The sequence below is a fragment of the Microbulbifer sp. ABF4_143 genome (genome assembly GCF_056160225.1).
Map to the genome: position 1 here is coordinate 25820 of NZ_JBSWWT010000018.1, position 22237 is coordinate 48056.

A 22237-nucleotide genomic window follows, 5' to 3' on the forward strand; every position below is an offset into this window, starting at 1 on the left:
CATCTACATTACCGATTTTTCCGCACTAATGAAGGAAGGGTCATCCCAATCCAACCCATACTCGTTGCGGTAGAGATCCCCGTTGACCAGCTCCATAAACTGTTCGCCGAACCGCTCCGCTTCAACCGGCTGAACGGCTCCAGTCTCCCTCAGAGCGCGCAAGGCCCGCTCGGGCAGCTGCACCAGATAGGACTGCAATCTCCGCGCTATGCCGCCACAGGACTCCGCCCACCTAAGGTCGCGCAGTGCCTTTCTCGCATCCTCGTCGTAGGGTACGATCACGGGCAGCATACGGCTGTCGATCATGCGGAATTCCTTGGCCAGAGTCTCGTAGGGGATGCCCTCAAGCCGGCCATCCTCGACCATTTTCAGCATGTCCGCGCCCAACTGCTCCTTTCCCTTCACCCAATAGAGTTCTCGAAAATAGTCTCGGATCGCAGCCAGTGACAAGGGCTTTTCATATCGGCGAAAAACAGACCTGGCCGCCCCGGCGAATTGTTCCACGTCCGGCGGCGTGGGCCAGTCGCTGGCAACGGCGAACACATAGACGTTGCTCTGCTGCAGGGGGCGCTTGCCCTCGCGGTTGCAGCGGCCGGCGGCCTGGGCTATGGAATCCAGGCCGGCCTCGGCGCGAAAAACGGCGGGAAAATCTACATCTACTCCCGCCTCTATCAAGGACGTCGCAATCAGCCGGCAGGGCTCGTTGTCTTTTAACAGCTGGCGAACCTCCTTCAAGGCTTGGCTGCGGTGCTTGGCACACATCAGGGTGGTGAGATGACGCGCGCCCGGGAGGTGGGCGATGGACTGGTAGAGGCTGCGGGCGTGACGTCGGCTGTTGACGATGCACAGAACTTGCTCGTGGGCAGCCAGCTCGTCCACCAGCTCTTCGTCGGTAAGTGGCCCCCTGTAATGCACTTGTACCCGCTCCAGTTGCCGCTGCAGGCTTTCCGGATCTGGGGCCAGTTCGCGCACATTATCCAATCCGCTGGCAAAGCCCTCCTCTTTTTTAAGCGCCGGCTGGGTAGCGGTGCAGAGAACCAAGCTGGTACGGTAGTTCAGCGCCAGTTCGTCCATGGCGGCGACACAGGGCATCAACATCTTAAGCGGCAATGTCTGCGCTTCATCCAGAATGACTACACTGCCGGAGATATTGTGTAGCTTGCGACAGCGTGAGCTGCGATTGGCGTACAGGCTCTCGAAGAACTGCACCGAGGTCGTCACCACTATCGGCGCCGCCCAGTTTTCCATCGCCAGGCGCAGCTTATCCCTGGACTGAGAATCTCTACTGTTCTTGCCGTCGTCAACGAACGCGCTGTGGTGCTCCAGCACTGCCACTTCGCCCAGATCACCCAGTGCCTCACGAAATACCGCGGCGTTCTGTTCGACGATGCTGGTAAAGGGAATCACGAAAATGACCCGGCGCAGACCGTGGGCAATGGCGTGATCAAGGGCAAAAGCCAGTGACGCCAGGGTCTTGCCGCCGCCGGTAGGCACATTGAGGGAGAAAAGCCCTGGGTCCCGCACAGCGTTATTTCGTACGTGCTCGAGGATTTTGGCCCGGATGCGGTTCACATCGGAGTCTGCCTTGAATCGACCGAGGTACTGATCCAAGCGCTCGCGCAACGCGGATAGATCGGGAAATGCCTGATCACGGCCATCCAATCCCTCGTCCTTGCGTAGATAGAAGGCTTCCGTGTCGAGATAGTCCGCATCCACTAGGCAAGAAAAGAGCATGCGCCCAAGGAAGGCGAGCTGAAAAAAGCCGCGGTCCTTTATCGGGTGGAAGCCCGCGGGGTCTGATAACTTCTGCGGCAAAGTAATTTCGTCTTGCCAATGCGGCAAGAGTTGCGGCAGCTCCTTTCTCAGGCGATCCTTTAGGCTGGTGCGCTCACCGTTGTCCCTACCGTTGGCGAGGCCGGCGTGATGGCCGGCAATGGCATAAGCGAGCAATCGCCCAATTGAGCCATAGCGCTCTACTGCCATCACTGCGCCGTGGGTGGCGTGGTCCACTCGCACTGGGCTGCCTTCCAGGCGCTGCTGGAACTCCTCCGTATACTTGCCCAGATCGTGCAACAGCCCTTCCACCTGGGCGAGGCTCGCACCTCCAAATACGGCCGCTTTCTGTGCGGCCAGCTCTCCCACAGCCGAAAGGTGATCTGCCAGAGACTGCCAGTCCACCTTATCGTCCCGATCAGTGGAGTGCGCGTAAAACTCTGTCCGCTGTGGTTTCGACATCAGATTTCCTTCCCTTCGCTTTAGGCTCCGGCAACCCTAACCGCAGCTCCGCGAACCACCAATACTGCACAAATATCCACGTAACCCTACTTGACGCTTCCGCTCCAACCCACCTGGCCATCGCCTAAAAAAGCCACGCCTTAACGTCGTCATAATTAACAAGCACCAGCTGCTGCGCCTCCGGCCGCCCGTCGAGCATCTTGGTGTTTACCTGCATCTCCTTGAGCAGGTAGCTGGCCAGGGCGGCGCGGGTTTTGAGGCTGAGCTGGCCGCCCTCCATGTTGTAGTCGTGCTCGAGTACGGCCTTCTGTTCGGCGGACAGGCGCATATCGGGCTCGAGGATCAGGGTGATTTCGGTATTCCAGGCACTGTCGCCGGCGGCGCTGTGGGGGGACTTGTCCAGCACTTCCGGCCGGCCGTGAAAACGGCTCAGCACGAAATCCCGGTACTGCTGGTTCTTTTCGCACCAGGCGCGCAGGTGCCAGCGCAGGCCGGTGTTGACGAAGGTGTGGGGGACTATGATGCGCCCCTCGCGGTTTGGGTTGGCGATAGAGCCGTAGTCCACCTCCACGCGCCGCTGTTCGCGGATGGCCTGCACCAGCGGGCGCATCAGCTGCGGGGTGACGTTGCGGGCCGGGTGCCTCAGCACCAGATTGGGCAGCCGGCAGGCCGCGTGCTGGGGTTGCGAGTGGGCGCTGAGACCGGCCATCCAGTTCAGGTATTCGGCCACGTCGGCACCGATGTAGTGGCGCTCGAAATGGGGGGATGGCAGATAGGCCCTGTCGCTGTGCCGGTAGTCGAGCAGATTGTTCGGATGGCGGCTGCGGTAGCGGTTGATCTCGCTGCTGGCGTAGGGCCGGCTGATGCCAAAGAACTCCCGCAGGTGGGTGGTGGTGAGGCGCCCCTCCCAATAGGCGATGAGTTCTATCAGCCAGAAGCGGCGCAGTTGGGACTCTTCCATAGGCTGGGGCTTCCATGCAGCGCTGCTGCGCTTGTCGTTATTGTGAACCGGTGCGCGAGCCTGCCCCCGTTGTACCCGACCCGCCCATCGGGGTCAATTACACGCGGGCACAGCACCGGGCTTCCGTGAATCGAAGCCTGCCGCCCGTTGGCCGCAGCCGCCGAGTTGAAGGCGCCCGGGCGCTCACCCATAATACCGCCCCTGCGCGGCGCCCGGAGCCGCGCCCCTCCCCGCCCTGGCCCCCGGTGGGGGAAGGAGGCGAGGCTGCCAGGCTTTGCCCCATGAGGCCGCTCTGATACTGACACCAGCGGAGAACCATGACCGAATTCGCCGTCATCCTGCTCAGCACGATACTGGTCAACAACTATGTGTTGGTGCAGTTTCTCGGCCTGTGTCCTTTTATGGGGGTCTCCAACAAGCTGGAGACCGCCGTGGGCATGGCCGGGGCCACCACCTTTGTGCTGACGCTGGCATCCATCTGCTCCTACCTGGTGAACACCTACCTGCTGGAGCCCTTCGGTATCGAATACCTGCGCACCATCTCCTTTATTCTGGTGATCGCGGTGGTGGTGCAGTTCGCGCGTATGTTTATCCACAAGACCAGCCCGCTGATGTACAAGGTGCTGGGCGTCTTCCTGCCGCTGATCACCACCAACTGCGCCGTGCTCGGCGTGGCCCTGCAGAACACTATGAAGGCGCACAGCTTCGTGCAGTCCACCCTGTACGGCTTCGGCGCCGCGGTGGGCTTCTCCCTGGTGTTGATCCTGTTTTCCTCGATGCGCGAACGGCTGTTCGCCGCGGACGTGCCGGTACCCTTCAAGGGCGCCGCCATCGGCATGGTCACCGCCGGGCTGATGTCGCTGGCGTTTATGGGCTTTAGCGGTCTGGTATAGGGGGCGCGATGCTGCACTGGTTTACCGAAGTCTCCACCCCGCTGATGATCCTCGGCGGTATGGCGCTGGCCTTCGGCGCCCTGCTGGGGTATGCCGCGGTGCGCTTCAAGGTGGAGGGAGACCCGCTGGTCGAGCAGGTGGACGCGCTGCTGCCCCAGACCCAGTGCGGCCAGTGCGGCTACCCCGGCTGCCGTCCCTACGCCGAGGCCATTGTGAACGGCGATGCGATCAACAAGTGCCCGCCCGGCGGCCAGGCCACGATCAACGAGCTGGCCAACCTGCTGGATATGGAGCCGATGCCGCTGGACGCGGAGCACGGCGTCGAGGACGTGAAGAAGGTGGCCTTTATCCGCGAGGCGGAGTGTATCGGCTGCACCAAGTGTATCCAGGCCTGTCCGGTGGACGCCATCGTCGGCGCGGCCAAGTATATGCACACGGTCATCGTGGACGAATGCACCGGCTGCGACCTGTGCGTGGATCCCTGCCCGGTGGACTGCATCGAGATGGTGCCACTGGAAACCCCGCTGCAGCAGTGGTACCCGCCGAAACCGCCCGAGGGCATAGAGCTGATCGCGAGTGACAGGCGCAGCGTGCAAGTCAGTGACGGGAGGGACGCAGCTTGAGCCCCGTGCCAGAGAGAGAATCGGCCCGCGAGCGCCGCGCCGCGCGCGAGGCACAGCTGATCGCCAGCGCCAAAGCGCGGGAGCTGCGCCCCGGCGACTTCCCCGGCGGCATCTATCCGCCCGAGAACAAGAGCCAGTCCACCGGCGAGCCCATCGGCAGTATTCCGCTGGCCGAGGATCTGATAGTGTCGCTGACCCAGCATGTAGGCGGCAGTGCCATCCCGCTGGTCAAGCTGGGCGATTATGTCATGAAGGGGCAGAAGATCGCCGAGGCGGACGGGCTGATCAGCTGCGCCGTACACGCGCCCAGTTCCGGCAAGGTGATGGCGATAGAGCCGGCACCGGTGCCGCACCCGTCCGGTCTGCCGGCGGACTGCATCACCATCCGCACCGATGGCGAGGAGCGCTGGTGTGAACTGACTCCCTGCGAGGACTTCCGCAGCCAGAACCCGGTGGACCTGCTGGAGAAAATCCGCGACTGCGGCATCGCCGGCATGGGCGGCGCCGGCTTCCCGACCGCGGTGAAGCTGGACCCCCACGGCGGCGCCGAGATAGACACGCTGATCATCAACGGCACCGAGTGCGAACCCTATATCACCGCCGACGATATGCTGATGCGCGAGCGCGCGGAGGAGATCATCGCCGGGGTGGAGATCATCGCCTATATCCTCGACGAACCGGAGCGGGTGCTGATCGGCATAGAGGACAACAAGCCGGAGGCCATAGCCGCGATGCGCGCCGCGGCCAAGGGCACCCGCTTCGATGTGGTGGTCTTCCCGACCAAATATCCGTCCGGCGGTGAGAAGCAGCTGATCCAGATACTGACCGGGCGCGAGGTGCCCAACCGCGGCCTGCCGGCCAATATCGGTATCGTGTGCCAGAACGTCGGCACCGCCCGCGCCGTCTACCGCGCGGTGCGCTTCGGCGAACCGCTGATCAGCCGCGTGACCACCGTCGTGGGCCAGGCCCTGGAGCGGCAGCGCAATATCGAGGTGCCGATCGGCACCCCGATCAAACATATCCTCAAGCAACACGGCGCCCACAGGGGGCTGATGCAGAAGGTGATCATCGGCGGCCCGATGATGGGCTACACCATCGACGACGAGCGCGCGCCGGTGATCAAGACCACCAACTGCATACTGGTGCCCACCGCGAAGGAGCTGCCGCCACCGCCGCCGGCCCAGGCCTGTATCCGCTGCGGCTTCTGCGCCGAGGTCTGCCCGGCCTCGCTGCTGCCGCAGCAGCTGTACTGGTACGCGCGCGCGGACGACCGCGAGAAGCTGCAGGCCTACAACCTGTTCGACTGTATCGAGTGCGGTGCCTGCTCCTACGTCTGCCCGAGCAGCATTCCGCTGGTGCAGTACTACCGCGCCGCCAAGGGGGATATCCGCCAGGCCGAGGTGGAGAAGGAAAAGTCCGACCGCGCCCGCGAGCGCTTCGAGTTTCGCAAGCTGCGCCTGGAAAAGGCGGAGAAGGAAAAAGCCGCCAAACGCGAAGCCAGGCGCAAAGCCGCCGAGCTGGCGCGCCAGCAGCGCGAGCAGGCCGGCGGCGCAGAGGCCGAGGCCGCCAAGAAGGAGGTGGACCTGGTGGCCGCCGCCCTGGCGCGGGTCAAGGCCAAGCAGGCATCGCCGGAACAGCAGCTGGCCCGCGCCCAACGCGCGCTCACCAGCGCCGAGAGCCGCGTGGAGCGGCTGCAGCAGAAACTGCAGGCGACGGAAGGCAGCCAGCGCGACCAGTTGGCGGCGCAGCTGAAGGCCGCCGAACTGAAGCTGCAGGAGGCGCGCCAGAAGCTGGCGCAGGCCCAGGAGCAGGCAAAGCAGCCGGAGCGGGCCGAGCCGGCGCCGCAACAGCAGGAGAGCGCGGCCAAGCGCGCGGCGGCCTCGGCTATAGAGAAGGCCAAGGCCGCCGCCGCGGCCCGCGCAGGCATGACTGACGCGGAAAAACTGGCCGCCGATATCGAAGCGCTGAAGGCGCGCGTGGCCAAGGCCGAACAGCGGCTGCAGAAGGCGCGCGCGGAGAACGACAGCAATGTCGACGCCTTTGCCACCGCGCTGGAAAAAATGCAGAAGAAACTGGAACAGAAGATGCGCGAGCAGAACAACCCAAGCGGCGGGGAGCAGTAATGGCACTGATGCGCGCCTCCTCCCCCCACGCCCGCACGGGCGACAGCACCGCCAAGGTCATGCTGCAGGTGGCCGCCGCCACCATTCCCGGCGTGCTGGCGCTGGTGCTCCATTTCGGCATCGGCGTACTGATCAATATCGCCCTGTGCACGGCCACCGCCATCGCCTGCGAGGCGGCGGTGATGAAGCTGCGCGGGCGCCCGGTGGGCTTCTATCTGAGGGATTACAGCGCCTTTGTCACCGCGCTGCTGCTCGGCATAGCCCTGCCGCCCTACTGCGCCTGGTGGCTGCCGGTGGTGGGCACGGCGGTAGCCATAGTGCTGGCCAAGCATCTGTACGGCGGCATGGGCTACAACCCGTTCAACCCGGCGATGGTCGGCTATGTGGTGCTGCTGATCAGCTTCCCGGTGGATATGACCCGCTGGGTGGGCCCGGCGGAGATCATCCAGGGCGCCCCCGGCATCGGCGAGGCCCTCGCGCTGGTGTTCGGTAACTACAGCGTGGACGGCTTCACCCGCGCCACGCCGCTGGAAATCGTGCGCCTGAACGAGTCGGTGCTGCTGTCGCAGCTGTATCAGATGGAGCCGGTGCTCAGCCAGGGCACCGTCGCCGGGCTGGGTTGGGAGACCGCGAGCCTCGGTTTCCTGATCGGCGGCCTCTTCCTGCTGTTCCGGCGCATCATCACCTGGCACGCGCCGGTGGCCATGCTCGCGACCCTGACGCTCATGTCGCTGCTCTTCTACGACAGCGGCAGCTCCCTGTCCGAGGGCTCGCCGGCGCTGCACCTATTCTCCGGCGCCACCATGCTCGGGGCCTTCTTTATCATCACCGACCCGATCAGCGGCGCCACCAGCAACAAGGGGCGCCTGATCTTCGGCGCCGGCGTCGGCCTGTTGACCTATGTGATCCGCGCCTGGGGCGCCTACCCGGACGCGGTGGCCTTCGCGGTGCTGCTGATGAACTTCGCCGCCCCCACCATCGACAACTACACGCTGCCGCGCACCTACGGCCACAAGGCCCCGCGCCGCGCCACCGACGTGGAGGAGCGATAGTGAAACGCGCCTTTACCTCGATGGGCGCGCCGCGCGCGGCCCATCCTACGCACTGGCCCATCGGCAATGGGGAGCGCCAATGCTGAAACAATCGATGGCAACCAATGCGGTGGTCCTGACCCTGTTTGCGGTGGTCACCGCCGGCACCCTGGCGGTGACCCAGATCACCACCCGCGAGCCGATCGAGCGCGCGATCCGCGAGGCGTCGGCCCGGGCGCTGCTGGAAATCATTCCGCTGGAGCGCCACAGCAACGACCTGCTGCTGGACACCTACCCGATCCCGAAACCCTACTGGAAGGCGCTGGGCCTCAGTGAAGGCGGCGATATCAATCTGGCGCGGGAGGACGACGGCCGGATCACCGCCGTGATCATTCCCACCGTGGCGCCCGACGGCTACTCGGGCCCGATTGAGATGCTGGTCGGGGTCAACCGCGACGGCACCATCGCCGGCGTGCGCGTGACCAGCCACGCAGAGACCCCGGGCCTCGGCGACAAGGTGGACCTGAAAAAGAGCGACTGGATACTGCAGTTCAACGGCCTGTCGCTGCAAGACCCGCCCCGCAGCGAGTGGAAGGTACAGAAGGACGGCGGCGCCTTTGACCAGTTCACCGGTGCCACCATCACCCCGCGCGCGGTGGTGAACCAGGTGCGCACGGTACTGGATTTCGTCGCCCGCCACCACGAGCAGATATTCAACGCGCCCGTATCCGAGCGCGCGGTGGAAGTGGAACAGGCCCAGGCGGCCAATCCCGATTCGGAGAAGAACTGATGGCGACACCGGGTTACGGCGAGATAGCCCACAACGGCCTGTGGAAGAACAACCCCGCGCTGGTGCAGCTGCTGGGGCTGTGCCCGCTGCTGGCAGTGACCGGCTCGGTGGTCAACGCCATCGGCCTGGGGCTGGCCACCACCGGCGTGCTCACCTGCTCCAACCTGGCGGTGTCCCTGGTGCGCCGGCAGATGCCGGACACGGTGCGCCTGCCCGCCTCGGTGATGATCATCGCCACCTTCGTCACCTGCGTCGAACTGCTGATGAAGGCCTTCACCTACGAGCTGTACCTGGTGCTGGGTATCTTTATTCCACTGATCGTCACCAACTGCGCCATTCTCGGCCGCGCCGACGCCTTCGCCAGCAAGAACCCGGTGCTGCCGTCGCTGGCGGACGGCTTTATGATGGGCGCCGGTTTTACCGCGGTGCTGATCGCGATAGGCGCGGTGCGCGAGGTCCTCGGCCAGGGCACCCTGTTTGCGGACATGGACCTGCTGCTCGGCCCCATGGCCGCGGACTGGGCCATACCGGTACTGGGGCCCGACTACCCCGGCTTCCTGGTCGCGGTGCTGCCGCCCGGCGCCTTCCTGGTGGCCGGCCTGCTGATCGCGGCGAAGAATGCGATAGACGCCGGTATAGAACGCCGCCGCAGCCAGCAGGTCCGAATCGTGCCCGGCTCGAAGCGGGTCAGGGTTACCGGCAAGATCGGCTGATCCACCCGGCTCTCGAGAACCGTACAGATACGGGATGCTGAGCCCGTGTAATGCGCTGTAATGGCGTTGGCGCGCCGTTCCTCGCCGGCGCGGTGGCCATTTGCGACTGTTCGGCTAGAATGGGACGCCCGATCAAGTTACGCGATCGACAATGCACAATAAAAACAAGGATCTCACTATGACTGTGGACAGTGGAAAGTCTGAACTGGTCTATCACGGCCGTCGCGCCCAGCGCGCCGACAGCCGCCAGCGCCGCAAGGCGATACTCGAGGCCACGCTGCGGCTGATCGTCAAGGAGGGTATCCGCGGCATCCGCCACCGCGCCGTGGCCCGCGAGGCCAGCGTGCCCCTGGCCGCGACCACCTACTACTTCAAAGACCTGAACGACCTGATCAGCGATTCCTTCACCTACTTCGTCGAGCAGGGCCTGGAACACACGCGCCAGCTGCAGGAAGACAGCTTCGCCGCCGCCCGCAACCTGTCGGCGGAAGAGCGCGCCTCCGGCGCCGGGCGCAAACTGCTGATCCAGCAGCTGACCCGCTTTATCCTCACCCATGTGCGCACCCAGGCCGGCGACCGCGACCGGCGCCTGATCGAGCTGGCGTTTCGCAATGAGGCCCTGCGCAACGAGCAGCTGACCCGCGCCATCCGCATGGCCAACCAGGCCACCGAGGCAGTGATCCACGAGTTCTTCCAGCTCCTCGGCCTCGCCGATCCGCAGGCCGCGGCGCAGATAGTGCACGGCACCATTCTGAATCTGGAATACCAGATACTGAGCGGCGCCATCGCCCTGGATTCGCCGCTGCTCGAGCGCACCGTCACCATGATGGTCAAGAGCCTGATCCCCGCCACCATTCCCGTCGCGGAAACCGAAACCCGGCCCTGAACCCGCCCCCGGGGAAAGCCCCCCGCGGGCGCAGCGCGGCAACAAAAAGCCGACAGGTGAAAGTCAGGAACAGTTGCCCGGCATGGCCGCGACCCACTGGCGCAGCAGCTCGATACCCTCTTCGTGCACCAGGCTGCGCCCCAGCTCCGGCATCATCGCACCGGGATCGGTGGACTCGACGCGGAAATTCAATATCGACTCGTCCGGTTCGCCGGGCACTATCGCAAACAGCCGGTTGCCGCTGCCGGTACCCGCCGCCACCGGCGGCTTGCACAGGCCGAGGCGGCGCCTGTCGCGTTCGCTGTGGTGCAGCATCAGCCCCGAGGTGTCCGCGGGTCCGGACGGGTTGTGGCAGTGGCCGCAGTTGATATCGAGATAGGAACGCGCCCTCTCCTCCAGTGGCAGGCTGGCATCCGCGTAATCCACGTTGCGCGGAACCGCCGCGATCTCCGGCACCCCGCTCAGGTAGCCGACCTGCTGCCAGTACAGCAGCTGATTCTGCGCCCCGGAGGCGTAGGCGTAGTCCTTGTTCAGATGGCGCGCCCGCGGGCCCAGGGGCATGATTTTCTTTTTCGTGTGGTTGTCCGCATGGCAGCCGGCACACTGGTTTGCATCCGGCACCACATAGGTGAACGCCGTGCTTTCGCCACCGGCATTCACCAGTTGCAGGCGGCTGGCATCCCCGGCGATCTCCAGGGTCGCGTCTGTCTGCTCGGCATTCCACACATAGGGCAGCGCCTGCCAGCCGTCCGCGCGCTTGACCAGCAGGCGCGTTTCCACCAGGCGCACCCGATCCAGGTCCAGAGCTTCGCCGGCCTTGCCCGCGACATAGTCGCCGCTGTAGTCGTCGGTGCGCAGCACCGCGCCGCCCTGCCCCTTCGGGTAGTAGAAGGTCTTGCTCAGCACCGTGCCGACCGGGTATTCGAAGCGCTCCTGTCCGTATTCGGCGGCGCTGCCGGCGGGCATCCACACGGTGCGCAGCTTGTGCGCATAGTCGGTGAACAGGGCGGTATTCAAGTCGTAGGGCAGCACGCCGTCGTTGAGCGACAGCTCGCCGTCAATCGCCTCCACCAGATGCCACTCGCTCAAACGCTCCGGCACTGCGTCGCGTTCGTGCAGGGTTACCTGCTGGCGGGGGGCATCGCAGCCGCTGAGCGCAGCGGCGAAAAGTGGGGCCAGCACCGCGCCCCAAATTATTTTACGCATCGGCCGCCTCGACTTTCGCTACATCCCGCTCTTCACCCGCCGGGGAATCGAAATCCAGCACAATTTGCGGCAGTTTTTTCAGGCTGCACTTGTGCGGGGCAATGTCGGTGGAGATATTTTTGAAATCGTTGGCGGCGTCCACATTGATGATGCCCGCATCGCCGTTATCGATACACAGCTTCAGCTCTGCCGGCACCTGGCCGTCGACCATCTTCTTCTCGTCCACCACGCCGTCCCAGAGGATATCCGGCAGGCTGCCGTTGAGACCGAACTTGGCCAGCTTCAGCGCCTTCAGCTCCAGGTGATCGGGGGAGCCGCCACCGCCGCTGAACTGGTTGTCGTAGATGTAGATACCCTCCGGGTAGGGATCGAAGGATTCCTGGGTCGACTTGTCGCTGTAGTAGCCGGCCATGTAGTAGCTGCTGACGATGATATTGGCGGTGTCGTTGTCGGCGATCTCGTTGTTGAAGATCTCCACATAGTCATTGGAGTTGATCACGACACCGGACCCGGCCGGGACAGCCGCCACCGGTGTACCCTCATGGCCGAAGTTTTCGGTGTTGTTCGCGAATACCTTGTTGTTGAACACGCGGGTGCTGTGCCCCGGCTGCGGCAGGTTGGGCATGTTGAACACCAGAATGCCGCCGGTGTTATTGGTGGCCACATTGTCGTAGACGTCGGCGCCGATGGTGTTTTCGATCTCGATACCGGCCACGTTGTACTCGGCGCGGTTGTTGCGCACGATCACATTCTGCGACTGGCCCACGTAGATACCCGCATCGGACGCGCCTATCGCGACGGTGCCCTCCACCAGAGTGTTCCTGGTCTGCACCGGGTAGATGCCGTAGGCGCCGTTCTCGGTGGACGGGCCGTTGGTCCACTCGACGCGGATATTGCGGATGATGATGTTCTCACCCTCGTTGACCTTCAGCGCGTCGCCGATGGTGTCCTCGATGGCCAGGTCCTCAATGGTGAAATTGCTCGCGTTCACCAGCAGGCCCTCGGCCCCCTGGATCTGGTTCTTGAACGAGAGGATGGTCTCATCCATACCGGCGCCGCGGATGGTCACGCCGTCCACATTCAGCGACAGACTGCGGTTGAGCTGGAATTTGCCCGCCGGCAGTTCGATAACATCGCCGGGCTGGGCGGAGATCAGCCGCTTGAGCAGCTGCTTCTGGAAATCGGCTGAGGCCTCGGTGTGATCGGCCTGGCGCTCTCGCGTGTCCTGAGAACAGGCCGCGGCCAGTACGGCGGCCAGTGCCACCCCCATCATATGGGCTGCAGTCTTCATGCTGTATTCCTTTTTATTCGAGTTATGAGTCCCGACAGCGCCCGCGAGTCGCAAAACCGCTCGCCAGGCCGCAACAGGTACAATCGTACCAATTTGATCGCGCAAAAAATGGCTGGCTGCCAGGGAAACCGATAGTATCCAAACGGTCAGTTGGCATCAAGACACGCCTTGAATGCGTCCCCTTGCCGGATGCGGCCGCCGAATTTAGTGTGAACAGGCCCCAGCCAGGACAGGCCGTAAACCGATGAACAAGTTCGCCCCCCTCCTCGCCCTCACCGCCGGCCTGAGTGCCGCCGCCCAGGCCACGGGAGTTCTTCACCTGCAAATAGTCACACCCGGCGGGCAGCGCTACGCGGCCCGGCAGGCACTGGGCGAGACATTTGAAGCCTTCGAATCCGGCGCCATGCCGGGGCGGGCGCCGCCGCGGGAATACCTGGCGATCCGCTGCGACGGCCCCTGGGGTGCGGTGAAATACCGCGTGGCGCTCGCCAGCGGCCCCGGCTACCGGCTGCGCGTGGCGGGCGCCAGCCTGGTGCTGCAAATTGTGGAGCACTCGGTGATCAGCGAGGATCAGACCATCGCGGCCATGCGCGCGCACTGTATCGATACGGAACCGCGCCCGGTGGTGAAGTCTCTGTTCGAGGTGGAGTTGCACAGGGGCAGCGCCGCGGCCCAGCGGCTGCAACTGGCAAACGGTTATCTGCTGGAGTACCGCTATACGCCCTGAGCGGGGAGGGCCATGGAATCCAGAGGCGGCCCCGGGGCCGCCCCGCGGGGCAAAGCGATCAGTGGAACACCGGCGCCGAGATATAGCTCCAGAAGAGCACTGTCCCGACCATCACCAACACCGCCACCACCAGGGAAACGGTCACTATCGCGCTGGCGAACAGGAAGCCGCGCTCCTCCGACACCCCCATCACGATCGGAATACCCAGGTAGAGCAGATAGACCGCATAGGCCACGGCCAAGGTGGCGAGCAGTATGTCCAGCCACAGCAGCGGATAGAAACCGGCGGCGCCGGCAATAAAGATCGGCGTTGCGGTAAAGCCCGCGATGACCATGCCCTTCATCGGGTAGGTGCGGGCGCCGTAGGTCTTGGCCATCCAGTGGATAAAGTAACCGATGGCCAGTACCGCCAGCACCATGGTCACGTAGAACACCGCCACCAGCCCGAGGGCGCTGTCGCTGGTGATGCGCACCGGCTCGCCACCGCCGATACTCCAGCCCACCCTGGTGGTCCCGAAATACCACGCCAGCGCCGGCAGCAGTGCCAACACTATGACATAGGGTATCTGGCGGCGAAGGTTTTTCTCAGACAGGTTTCCAATGAGCTGCCATTGCCTGCGCGGCTGTACCAACAGTCCGAACATATGGATCAACATCCCGAACTCCTCACACTCTGGGAGGAACGCCAGGAGAGACCTACTAGCTCAATTTGATCTGGGAACTGCTTGTCAAAATGAGGAATACCACCGAAAGGCCATCCCCTAAGTTCCAGTTCATTTCTTATTTTGTCGATTCAGTTGTAGGTACTTCGGTCGCGCAAGTCAACGGTTGCGGAGAGATTGGCGGGAGAAATTACATCTGCGTTTCTGCAGGAAACAAATACGGGAAGCAAAGTGATACCGAACAACTCTGCGGGGCCCGGAACGCCCGGAATTACTGTAGGAGCGGCCCATGGCCGCGATCGGAACAGGCAGGCTCCGTCGATCGCGGCCATGGGCCGCTCCTACGGGCAAGGCCGGGGTCAGTCGACGCTGACCATCTCCACCGGGTGCATCCAGCCGAACTTGTCCTCGGCGCGCCCCTCCTGGATATCCAACAGCGCCTGGCGCAGCCGCTCTGCGACCGGCCCCGGCGCCTTGGCCAGGTGGTAGTTTTCGCCCCCGTCGCCGAATACGCTGATCGGACTGATGATGGCCGCGGTGCCGCAGGCGAAGGCCTCCTCGCAACTGCCCTCCGCCACCTGCCGCAGCAGTTCGTCGATCTCGATCGCGCGCTCGTGTACCACATAGCCCAGATCGCGGGCCAGATCGATCAGCGAGTCGCGGGTGACCCCCTCGAGGATGGCGCCGTTCAGCGCGGGCGTGTGCAGCTCGCCACCGATCACCGCAAAGAAGTTCATACCGGACAGTTCGTCCACCGTCGTGCGGTTGCCCGGATTCAGCCACAGGGACTGGTCGTAGCCGCGCTGCTTGAGTCGCGCGATGCTGAGCAGCGAGGCGGCGTAGTTGCCCCCCACCTTGGCGTCGCCGGTGCCGCCCACCGCCGCGCGGGCGTCTTCGCGCTCCACCCACAGGCGCATATTGCCGGCGTGGTAGGCCTCGGAGGGGCTGGCGATCACATAGAACTCGTAGGACGTGCTGGCGGAAACCGTCAGGTCCGCCTGGGTGCCGATCAGGAAGGGGCGCAGGTACAGGGATTCGCCGCTCGTGGCCGGCACCAGATTGGCGCAGTAGGCGGTCACGGTGCGCACGCCATCCATAAACAGGGATTCCGGCACCGCCGGCATACACAGCCGCTCGGCGGAGTGCGCCATGCGCGCCGCGTTCCGCTCCGGGCGGAACAGGGCGACACCGCCGCCCCCGGTGCGGTAGGCCTTCATACCCTCGAAGCAGGACTGGGCGTAGTGCAGCACCTTGGCCGCCGGGTCCAGCGACAGGGGGGCGTAGGGAATCAGCTCGCCGCTGCTCCAGCAGCCATCCTGGCAGACGGCGCGAAACATGACCGGCGCCATGACACTGCCGAAGCCGAGTTTCTCGGGCATCTCGAATCCGCGCAGACTGGTTGCCACGGCTGGGTCGATATAAATACTCACCGGCGTACTCCTCTTATTCCAATGGGCTGATTATGGCGCTTGCCGCGCTGCAATCCAAATCTGACACCCTTTCCAGACGATTCGGCGCAACGGAGCAGCGGTATTCTGCGCTGAAATTAGGATGGCTGTTTTAGGCCGCGGCCGGCGGTGTCTCTCTCGCGTCTCTTTCTCGCGTCTCTCTCGCCACGTCGGCGGCGACCGACACCGCCAGGGAACCTATGTCACCACATTCTCCGAGCGTCAAATTATTGGCATCTGCTTTCCCGATATCCCCGCCCCGCTCCGCCGCTGCCGCCCCGGGACTGCTAAACCGAAATGGTGGTAGTGCGCCCCGTCGCAAATCGGCACTCAGGCTGTTGCTTTCGCCGCCGCCGTCGCCAGGAGGCGAATTGCTGTGGCTATACTCCTTGGTACGCACCAGAGGAGTCGGACAACAGGCGCCGGGCGCGTATTCACAGGTGGCGACGCGGAAATAGTCCGCAAGCCTTGAACCTGTCGCCGGAAGTAACAGGCTCCGGGCACGTCAGGGATTGTGAGAGAACCACACTTCAGGGAGAGAGAATCCGCACGGCTTCACACCCGGGCGGAGAGAGTGCCCGCCTTTCCACCCGCGCAGGCGTTGCGCCCAGCGGCTGGAAACGGGTGAAGCAAAACATGGAACGGAAGTGGTTCAATCGTGACACAGACAGAAATCGGCAATTCCTTTGCTATCGGCTTGATGTTTACAGCCACAGCTCTGCTGTGTGGCACCGCCTACGCCGAAGTTGGCGCTCCCGTCATCGAAGACACCCCCGTCATCAAGGACACCAAAGCCCCACCCCAGGCCTTTATCGAAGCGGCCTCAAAACCCCTGAAAACCACCAAGAGACAACTGCGGCCATCGGAGGTGGTGGAGAGCTACCGCGAACGCATCGAAGAAATGGAGGCCCAGCACGGCGCCTATGGCGCCGGCATGGATGAAGAGCTGCTCGGCCTGGCCACGGCGCTGCAAAAATCCGGCGCACACGAGGAGGCCATCAGCGAATTTCGCCGCGCCATGTTGATCAACCGGGTCAATGAAGGTCTCTACTCCCTGAACCAGATCCCGATGATCGAGCGCATGATCGAAAGCCAGATTGCGCTCAACCAGTGGGAGGAGGCCAACGACAACCAGCAGTACCTCTACTGGCTGCACGCGCGCAATTACGGTGAAAAAGACCCGCGCATGCTGCCGGTCATCAACAACCTCAGCCGCTGGCACCTGCAGGCCTATGTGGAGGAGAAAGGCGGCACCCTGTTCGAGCACCTGATCAGCGCAACCGACCTGTATCAGCTGGCGGTAGATATCATCACGCAGAATTTCGGCGCCAATGACCTGCGTCTGGTGGACGCCCTGCGCGGGCTCAAGATCACCAACTACTATCTGCTCACCTACCAGGGCGAGCCGCAGGAACCGGTGGTAATCAACACCAACTTCGGCGGCGGCGGGGTCGACGCGCACAAGCGCTCCCAGCTCGACCACTATCGCATGAACAGCTTCAGCTCCGGCAAGAAAGCCATCGCGCGCATCGTCGATGTCTACCAGCAAAACCCGCAGTCCCCGCCGGCAGCTTCCGCCAAGGCCAAGGTGGAGCTGGGTGACTGGTACATGATGTTCAACAAGTGGCACTCGGCGCGGGAAACCTACGGCGAGGCCTATCAGGCCCTGTGGGACAACGGCGCCACCAATCAGGAAATCGAGGATATTTTCGGCCGCCCCGCAGCACTGCCGGCGCTGCCGATGCTGGACGAAGACCGCGAGGCACTGGCCAATTCCTATGTCACCGTTTCCTACGATGTCACCGCCTTCGGCAAGGCGCGCAACATCAGGATTCTCGATGCCTACCCGGTGGACCGGGTGAGCATTCGCTCGCGGGTCCGCAATGTTTTGAAGCGCGCCAAATTCCGCCCGCGCTTTGAAAATGGCGAACCGGTGGACACCCAGGGCATAGTGCAGAGGTTCGTTTTCGATTGAAGAAAGCCAAGTGCGCAATTCTGGCGCCCCTGTGAACAGCGGAGACAAACCCCGGATAACAGCCGCTGTCGAAACATTCAGCTGGCTGCAGGACCACAGAAGGCCGCAGCTGTTTTTTCCGCCGAGCCGGCACACCGGCTCGGCCTTCACCGCACAATTACGCATCCGACCGCACCCGCAGGGTGCCTCAGGAGAGACAAAATGACACTACGGAAAGCGGTACACCAGGCATCCAGAAGCCACATCGGCTGGCGCGCGCTGGTCTCGGTGGCGGTGTTGAGCGCAGCCGTCGCCGGCTGCAAGAGCCAGCAAACCCAGTCGCAGCCGCCGGCGCAGCCCTCCCAGTCGCAGTCGTCTTCCAGCGCCCAGTCCCAATCCAGCTCGTCGTCGAGCAGCAGTTCCTCGAGCCGCAGCCAGCCGCAGACGGCGAGCAGCGGAATGCCCTCGAGCAGCTCGCCCCGGCAGCCGGGCCAGGGCATGCCCGGCAGCACCAGCAGCCGGCCGAGCATGGATTTGCCGAGCATTGAATCCGGGCGCGAGTCCAGCAGCGCCAGCACCGCCTCGCGCAACGGCGAAGAGTCCTCGCGGCGCAGCAGCTCCGCCGCCGACGGCGCGCCCGATCCCGACACGCGCAGCCGCACCCCTTCGGCACCCGTCTACAGCGAGTCCGACCAGCGCCCGGAGGACAGCCGCATGCCGCCGGACCCGTCCAGCAACACCCAGGGCGAGCCGCCGGACGAAGTCGATTTTTCCGAGGAGGAGCAGACAGCCTCGTCCAGCGCCTCTTCGTCGAGTTCCTCTGCCAGCAGCGCCTCTTCGAGCAGCTCGTCCAGTAGCGCATCGCAGAGCAGTGCCTCCAGCGCCAACAGCGCGACGTCCGGCCAGCCCGCCAGCAGTGCCGGCAGCCCCGCCCGCGGTGGCAGCGCCCCCAACGAGGCCCCGGCCAGCGCCGCCGAGCGGGTGGCGGAACTCGAAGGCCAGTTCGAGTCCACCATGGCCAGTTACGACGGCATGATCCTGCGCGAGCGCGACTATGTGCGCAACCGCCCCGGCAGCGCGCAGCAGGAGGGAGAGGAGGCCGCGGACGAACCGCCGCCCGGAGAATCCCTGGAAGACCTGATCGAATCCGCCGAGGCGGAAATCCCGGCGCCCCCGGGGGGCGGAGCCGAGGGCGGCACCGGCCCGGAGCAGAACAACTCCAGCGGCCAGGCCACGGGCCCGGGCCTGCCCACCGCGGGCCGCAAGGGTGAGTACAACCACACCAATTCCCCCACCGTGGTTCCGGCGGATATTCCCGACGGCAACGACGACGATGTGGTGGCGCGCCAGATACGCGAAGCCGCAACCCGCGAGTCCGATCCGGAGCTGCGCGAAAAGCTGTGGGAAGAGTATCGCAAATATAAAAACGGACAGAAGTAACAGCGGAGGAAGCCGGAATGTTTTTTTCCCAGCGGAAATTGTTCACCCAAGGGGCTGTCAGCGGGCCCGCCAGCCGCGGCCTGCTGCTGCTGTTGTTGATCCTGGCGGTCAGCGCCTGCACCAGCACGCAAGTGCGCACCACCGCGTTTACCCCGCTCACGGTGGAGGACGCCACCATTGCCGAGGAGCGGCTGCTCGACGTGGGCATAGTGCAGTTCAATCCGGGTCTGGATAGCGCGGAAGCCGACGAGGACCAGCTGGTGTTCCCGGAACTGCGCCAGGCGGAATCCCGCTATATCGCCGTGACGCTGGCCGAATCCCTGCAATCGAGCCAGGGCTGGGGTGCGGTCCGCGTCATCCCCTCGGAGCGCACCAATATCGACGTCACCGTCTCCGGCCGTATCGTGCAGTCCGACGGCGAAACGCTGACGGTCGACGTCACCGTGTTCGACTCCCGCGGCCAGCGCTGGTTTAGCAAGCAGTATACGGAGCAGGCCTCCCACTACGCCTACGACCGCAAGCACCCCACCGAAGGCGACGCCTTCCAGGGTATCTACAACCGCATCGCCAACGACATGCTCGCCTACCGGCAAAAATTGTCGGACCGGCAGATCGCCGAACTGCGCACCATCTCCGAAATGCGCTTTGCGCGCAGCTTCTCCCCGCATGCATTTGGCCGCTACCTGAGTCAGAGCAAGGACGGCATCTACTACCTGAGCGCCCTGCCGGCGGAAGACGACCCAATGCTCGCCCGCGTGCGCCGCATCCGCGAGCGCGACTACCTTTTCGTGGACACCCTGCAGGGCTACTACGGTACCTTCGTCAAATCCATGCAAACGCCCTATCAGGAGTGGCGCGCGCTCAGCTACGAAGAGACGAAACAGATGCGCGAACTCAAACGCAAGGCCCGCAACCACACCATCATGGGAGCAGCGGCCATTATCGGCGGTATCGCCGCCGCCGGTTCCGGCGCCGGCAGCGCCCGCGCCGCCGGGCAGGTGGGCATCGCCGGTGGCGGATACCTGATCAAGAGCGGCTTCGACCGCCGCAGCGACGCCAAGATGCATATCGAGGCGCTGCAGGAACTGGGCGACTCGATGCAGGCGGAGGTAGAACCGCAGATCGTCGAACTGGAAGACCGCACCGTGACACTGAGCGGCACGGTGGAAAACCAGTACCGCCAGTGGCGGGAAATTTTGAAGGAAATCTACGAGGCGGAAACCGGAGCCCTGGATAGCAGCATCTAGGCGCGGATCGCCCGCGAGCGGAAACAGGCGGCCCGAACCCGGCCCGCACGCCCTCCGCCGCGGGCGGCCTCGCCGACACAGCCACAAAATAAAACAGCACAGCGGAACCACTATGCAACACCGCGACCAGTCCCCGGAAGATATATCCCCCATCCGGCCGGCCGAGTTCAGTTTCGGCGACGAGCAACAGCGCTCGGCGCCATCCGCGCAGGCAACCGCCGGCGGCCGCTCGACATTCTCACAGTACTGGGCGGCAGCCATCGGTCTGCTGTTGCTTCTCGGTGTGGTCGGCGTCTTTTGGCTGCTGCCGCAAATGGTGGAAAAGCCACAGCCGCGCCTGCCCGCAGTCGCCGACGCGGGCACAGAAAATACGCCCGCGCCCCGGGTCCAGGCATCCCCATACAGCGATGCGGAAATCGCCCAGCAGCGGCGCAGTGTGCAAAAAGTGCTGCAGGAAATTTTGATGCTGCAGGAGGAGCTGCAGGAACGGCAGATAGAAATCTGGGCCAGCGAGGAGTTCTCAGCCGCCAGGGGGCTCGCAGAGGAAGCCGACGGCATCTACCGGCAGCGCAAGTTTCTGCAGGCACTGGAGAAATACCGCGCCTCACTGGCCGCATTCCAGCAGCTGCGCGATGGCATCCCCGAGCGCATCGAAAAACACCTCGCCGAAGGCAACCAGGCGCTGGACACAGGCGACGCCGACGCCGCGCACGAGGCCTTCGACCTGGTACTGACCATTTCGGACAATCACCCGCGCGGCGTCAAGGGCAAAGCGCGCGCCGAGAAACTCCCCCAGGCCTGGCAGCACTTTACCCGGGGGCGGGAGGCGTTTTCCGCCGGCGAGCTGGACGCCGCGCGCGACGCACTGCAACAAGCCCTCGCGGTGGACCCGGATACCCGCCCCGCCAAAGCGCTGCTGCCGGAGGTATTGGCGGCCATCACCGAGCGGAATTACAGCGAAGCCATGTCGGCCGGCTACGCGGCCATCGCCGACAAGGATTTTGTTGCGGCCCAAAAAGCCTTCCAGCGCGCGCAGAAACTGAAGCCCAATGCGGAAGAGCCCGCCATAGGACTGAAACAGGCCGCCAACGGCGCCAAGCTGGCGCACATCGAACAGCTCTTCAGCCGCGCCCGCCAACAGGAGCAGGCCGAGGACTGGCACGGCGCCCTGGAAAGCTATACGAAACTGCTGAAAAAGGATGCCAGCCTGGTTTCCGCCATCACCGGCAAGGCGCGCGCCGAGGCCCGCGCGCGGCTGGATGACCAGCTGCAGGATCTGCTCAAGGATCCGCTGACCCTCGGCAGCAGCAAGCGCAACCGGTACGCCCGCGACGTGCTCGCCGACGCCCGCCAGATCAACCAGGACAGCCCGCGGCTGCAGCGGCAGATCGAAGATCTCGAAAACGCACTCACCAAGGCCCTGATCCCGCTGCCGGTGCGCCTGCGTTCAGACAGCAGCACCAGCGTCACCATCTATCACGTGGGGCAGCTGGGCAACTTCGATCAGCGCGAAATCACACTCAAACCGGGGCGCTATACCGCCGTGGGCACGCGCGAGGGATACCGCGACGTGCGGCGGGAATTCACCGTGGCGCCGGGCGAGGAAATTCCGACTGTCGTCATTCAGTGCGCGGAAAAAATAAATAGCGCCAACAACGGTTAGGGAACCTCTGAATAACTCCATGGCCCCGGCTTTCGGCGCAGCTCATAGCCGGCGCTTGCTCGGGGTCGCGCCATTCGCGGCACGCCTGATATCTGCAGCCTTCATCTCCCACAGAAATACTGCGGAATTATTCCGAAATTCCCCGCAAGGAACGAGAACCCTGGTTTCCGATATCGGTCAAATACTGTGCGGTTTTTCGCAAGGGCAGAAAACCCGGACAGAAACGCCACGGCAGTATGCGCGAAAAGAGGATTGCCGTGCCAAAGCATCCGTTGGAGCCCATGGAGATCACGCCAGCGAGCTAAGCTGTATTGCACGGTGAATGGCTTGTAAATCCGCCCCGGC

20 protein-coding genes are annotated in these 22237 nt (G+C 64.1%); 12 read left to right on the forward strand and 8 right to left on the reverse strand.

What is annotated here, in order from left to right; all coding sequences use genetic code 11:
* Positions 1-3: 3 nt before the first annotated feature.
* Together cas3 and ACXAF3_RS14045 are read right to left on the reverse strand one after the other, a co-directional pair.
* Positions 4-2235, reverse strand: coding sequence for a CRISPR-associated helicase Cas3' (cas3, locus tag ACXAF3_RS14040; RefSeq protein WP_475112942.1), 2232 nt, complete (start codon positions 2233-2235; stop codon positions 4-6).
* Between the two features lie 124 nt (positions 2236-2359).
* Complete coding sequence (locus ACXAF3_RS14045; RefSeq protein ID WP_475112943.1) at positions 2360-3196, reverse strand: BrxR family helix-turn-helix transcriptional regulator; 837 nt, start codon at positions 3194-3196, stop codon at positions 2360-2362.
* Between the two features lie 317 nt (positions 3197-3513).
* Here ACXAF3_RS14045 and rsxA point away from each other — a divergent pair, with 317 nt between their 5' ends.
* From rsxA to ACXAF3_RS14080, 7 genes are all read left to right on the forward strand, one after another.
* Positions 3514-4089 carry an electron transport complex subunit RsxA gene (rsxA, locus tag ACXAF3_RS14050; RefSeq protein ID WP_475112944.1) on the forward strand — a complete coding sequence of 192 codons (576 nt, stop codon included), beginning with the start codon at positions 3514-3516 and terminating at the stop codon, positions 4087-4089.
* An 8-nt stretch (positions 4090-4097) separates the two neighbouring features.
* Positions 4098-4712, forward strand: a complete 615-nt coding sequence (rsxB, locus tag ACXAF3_RS14055; RefSeq protein WP_475112945.1) for an electron transport complex subunit RsxB — start codon at positions 4098-4100, stop codon at positions 4710-4712.
* Between the two features lie 56 nt (positions 4713-4768).
* Positions 4769-6835 (forward strand): electron transport complex subunit RsxC, encoded by a 2067-nt coding sequence (gene rsxC / locus ACXAF3_RS14060; protein WP_475112988.1) that lies wholly within the window; start codon positions 4769-4771, stop codon positions 6833-6835.
* Entirely contained in the window at positions 6835-7887 is a 1053-nt protein-coding gene (gene rsxD / locus ACXAF3_RS14065; RefSeq protein WP_475112946.1) for an electron transport complex subunit RsxD, read from the forward strand. The genes rsxC and rsxD overlap by 1 nt, the downstream gene beginning before the upstream one ends.
* Positions 7888-7966: 79 nt before the next feature.
* Complete coding sequence (gene rsxG, locus ACXAF3_RS14070; protein ID WP_475112947.1) at positions 7967-8656, forward strand: electron transport complex subunit RsxG; 690 nt, start codon at positions 7967-7969, stop codon at positions 8654-8656.
* Entirely contained in the window at positions 8656-9369 is a 714-nt protein-coding gene (locus ACXAF3_RS14075; RefSeq protein WP_475112948.1) for an electron transport complex subunit E, read from the forward strand. Before rsxG ends, ACXAF3_RS14075 begins: the two co-directional genes overlap by 1 nt.
* A 178-nt stretch (positions 9370-9547) precedes the next feature.
* A complete protein-coding gene (locus ACXAF3_RS14080) occupies positions 9548-10255 on the forward strand; it encodes a TetR/AcrR family transcriptional regulator (protein ID WP_475112949.1) in 708 nt (235 codons plus the stop codon).
* 63 nt (positions 10256-10318) lie between these two features.
* On the opposite strand, the gene ACXAF3_RS14085 is transcribed toward ACXAF3_RS14080, so the two are convergent.
* Positions 10319-11461, reverse strand: coding sequence for an SO2930 family diheme c-type cytochrome (locus tag ACXAF3_RS14085; RefSeq protein WP_475112950.1), 1143 nt, complete (start codon positions 11459-11461; stop codon positions 10319-10321).
* Positions 11454-12752 (reverse strand): parallel beta-helix domain-containing protein, encoded by a 1299-nt coding sequence (locus tag ACXAF3_RS14090; protein ID WP_475112951.1) that lies wholly within the window; start codon positions 12750-12752, stop codon positions 11454-11456. The genes ACXAF3_RS14085 and ACXAF3_RS14090 overlap by 8 nt, the downstream gene beginning before the upstream one ends.
* 244 nt (positions 12753-12996) lie before the next feature.
* On the opposite strand from ACXAF3_RS14090, the gene ACXAF3_RS14095 reads away from it, so the two are divergent.
* Complete coding sequence (locus ACXAF3_RS14095) at positions 12997-13479, forward strand: hypothetical protein (protein ID WP_475112952.1); 483 nt, start codon at positions 12997-12999, stop codon at positions 13477-13479.
* Positions 13480-13537: 58 nt separating this feature from the next.
* Here ACXAF3_RS14095 and ACXAF3_RS14100 read toward each other — a convergent pair whose 3' ends face one another.
* Together ACXAF3_RS14100 and ACXAF3_RS14105 are read right to left on the reverse strand one after the other, a co-directional pair.
* The gene (locus ACXAF3_RS14100; protein ID WP_475112953.1) at positions 13538-14134 is read right to left on the reverse strand and encodes a Yip1 family protein; all 597 of its coding nucleotides are present in this window, start codon (positions 14132-14134) and stop codon (positions 13538-13540) included.
* A 365-nt stretch (positions 14135-14499) separates the two neighbouring features.
* Complete coding sequence (locus ACXAF3_RS14105; protein WP_475112954.1) at positions 14500-15570, reverse strand: branched-chain amino acid aminotransferase; 1071 nt, start codon at positions 15568-15570, stop codon at positions 14500-14502.
* A 676-nt stretch (positions 15571-16246) separates the two neighbouring features.
* Here ACXAF3_RS14105 and ACXAF3_RS14110 point away from each other — a divergent pair.
* Positions 16247-17563, forward strand: coding sequence for an energy transducer TonB (locus ACXAF3_RS14110; RefSeq protein ID WP_475112955.1), 1317 nt, complete (start codon positions 16247-16249; stop codon positions 17561-17563).
* A 146-nt stretch (positions 17564-17709) separates the two neighbouring features.
* Here the strand turns inward: ACXAF3_RS14110 and ACXAF3_RS14115 are convergent, their stop codons facing one another.
* Together ACXAF3_RS14115 and ACXAF3_RS14120 are read right to left on the reverse strand one after the other, a co-directional pair.
* Complete coding sequence (locus ACXAF3_RS14115; RefSeq protein ID WP_475112956.1) at positions 17710-18192, reverse strand: hypothetical protein; 483 nt, start codon at positions 18190-18192, stop codon at positions 17710-17712.
* A gap of 27 nt (positions 18193-18219) precedes the next feature.
* A complete protein-coding gene (locus tag ACXAF3_RS14120; protein ID WP_475112957.1) occupies positions 18220-18558 on the reverse strand; it encodes a hypothetical protein in 339 nt (112 codons plus the stop codon).
* Here ACXAF3_RS14120 and ACXAF3_RS14125 point away from each other — a divergent pair.
* The 3 genes from ACXAF3_RS14125 (at position 18557) to ACXAF3_RS14135 (ending at position 21892) form a co-directional block, all read left to right on the forward strand.
* Complete coding sequence (locus tag ACXAF3_RS14125; RefSeq protein WP_475112958.1) at positions 18557-18982, forward strand: hypothetical protein; 426 nt, start codon at positions 18557-18559, stop codon at positions 18980-18982. The genes ACXAF3_RS14120 and ACXAF3_RS14125 overlap by 2 nt on opposite strands.
* Before the next feature lie 17 nt (positions 18983-18999).
* Entirely contained in the window at positions 19000-20229 is a 1230-nt protein-coding gene (locus ACXAF3_RS14130) for a hypothetical protein (RefSeq protein ID WP_475112959.1), read from the forward strand.
* Positions 20230-20341: 112 nt separating this feature from the next.
* The gene (locus ACXAF3_RS14135; RefSeq protein WP_475112960.1) at positions 20342-21892 is read left to right on the forward strand and encodes a tetratricopeptide repeat protein; all 1551 of its coding nucleotides are present in this window, start codon (positions 20342-20344) and stop codon (positions 21890-21892) included.
* The last annotated feature ends 345 nt before the right edge of the window (positions 21893-22237 follow it).

Excerpts from the sequence above, each read along its gene's own strand:
- cas3 (WP_475112942.1), bottom strand. The coding sequence starts at position 2,235 with ATGTCGAAACCACAGCGGACAGAGTTTTACGCGCACTCCACTGATCGG.
- ACXAF3_RS14045 (WP_475112943.1), bottom strand. The coding sequence starts at position 3,196 with ATGGAAGAGTCCCAACTGCGCCGCTTCTGGCTGATAGAACTCATCGCC.
- rsxA (WP_475112944.1), top strand. The coding sequence starts at position 3,514 with ATGACCGAATTCGCCGTCATCCTGCTCAGCACGATACTGGTCAACAAC.
- rsxB (WP_475112945.1), top strand. The coding sequence starts at position 4,098 with ATGCTGCACTGGTTTACCGAAGTCTCCACCCCGCTGATGATCCTCGGC.
- rsxD (WP_475112946.1), top strand. The coding sequence starts at position 6,835 with ATGGCACTGATGCGCGCCTCCTCCCCCCACGCCCGCACGGGCGACAGC.
- rsxG (WP_475112947.1), top strand. The coding sequence starts at position 7,967 with ATGCTGAAACAATCGATGGCAACCAATGCGGTGGTCCTGACCCTGTTT.
- ACXAF3_RS14075 (WP_475112948.1), top strand. The coding sequence starts at position 8,656 with ATGGCGACACCGGGTTACGGCGAGATAGCCCACAACGGCCTGTGGAAG.
- ACXAF3_RS14080 (WP_475112949.1), top strand. The coding sequence starts at position 9,548 with ATGACTGTGGACAGTGGAAAGTCTGAACTGGTCTATCACGGCCGTCGC.
- ACXAF3_RS14085 (WP_475112950.1), bottom strand. The coding sequence starts at position 11,461 with ATGCGTAAAATAATTTGGGGCGCGGTGCTGGCCCCACTTTTCGCCGCT.
- ACXAF3_RS14090 (WP_475112951.1), bottom strand. The coding sequence starts at position 12,752 with ATGAAGACTGCAGCCCATATGATGGGGGTGGCACTGGCCGCCGTACTG.
- ACXAF3_RS14095 (WP_475112952.1), top strand. The coding sequence starts at position 12,997 with ATGAACAAGTTCGCCCCCCTCCTCGCCCTCACCGCCGGCCTGAGTGCC.
- ACXAF3_RS14100 (WP_475112953.1), bottom strand. The coding sequence starts at position 14,134 with ATGTTGATCCATATGTTCGGACTGTTGGTACAGCCGCGCAGGCAATGG.
- ACXAF3_RS14125 (WP_475112958.1), top strand. The coding sequence starts at position 18,557 with ATGGCCAGTTACGACGGCATGATCCTGCGCGAGCGCGACTATGTGCGC.
- ACXAF3_RS14120 (WP_475112957.1), bottom strand. The coding sequence starts at position 18,558 with ATGGTGGACTCGAACTGGCCTTCGAGTTCCGCCACCCGCTCGGCGGCG.
- ACXAF3_RS14130 (WP_475112959.1), top strand. The coding sequence starts at position 19,000 with ATGTTTTTTTCCCAGCGGAAATTGTTCACCCAAGGGGCTGTCAGCGGG.
- ACXAF3_RS14135 (WP_475112960.1), top strand. The coding sequence starts at position 20,342 with ATGCAACACCGCGACCAGTCCCCGGAAGATATATCCCCCATCCGGCCG.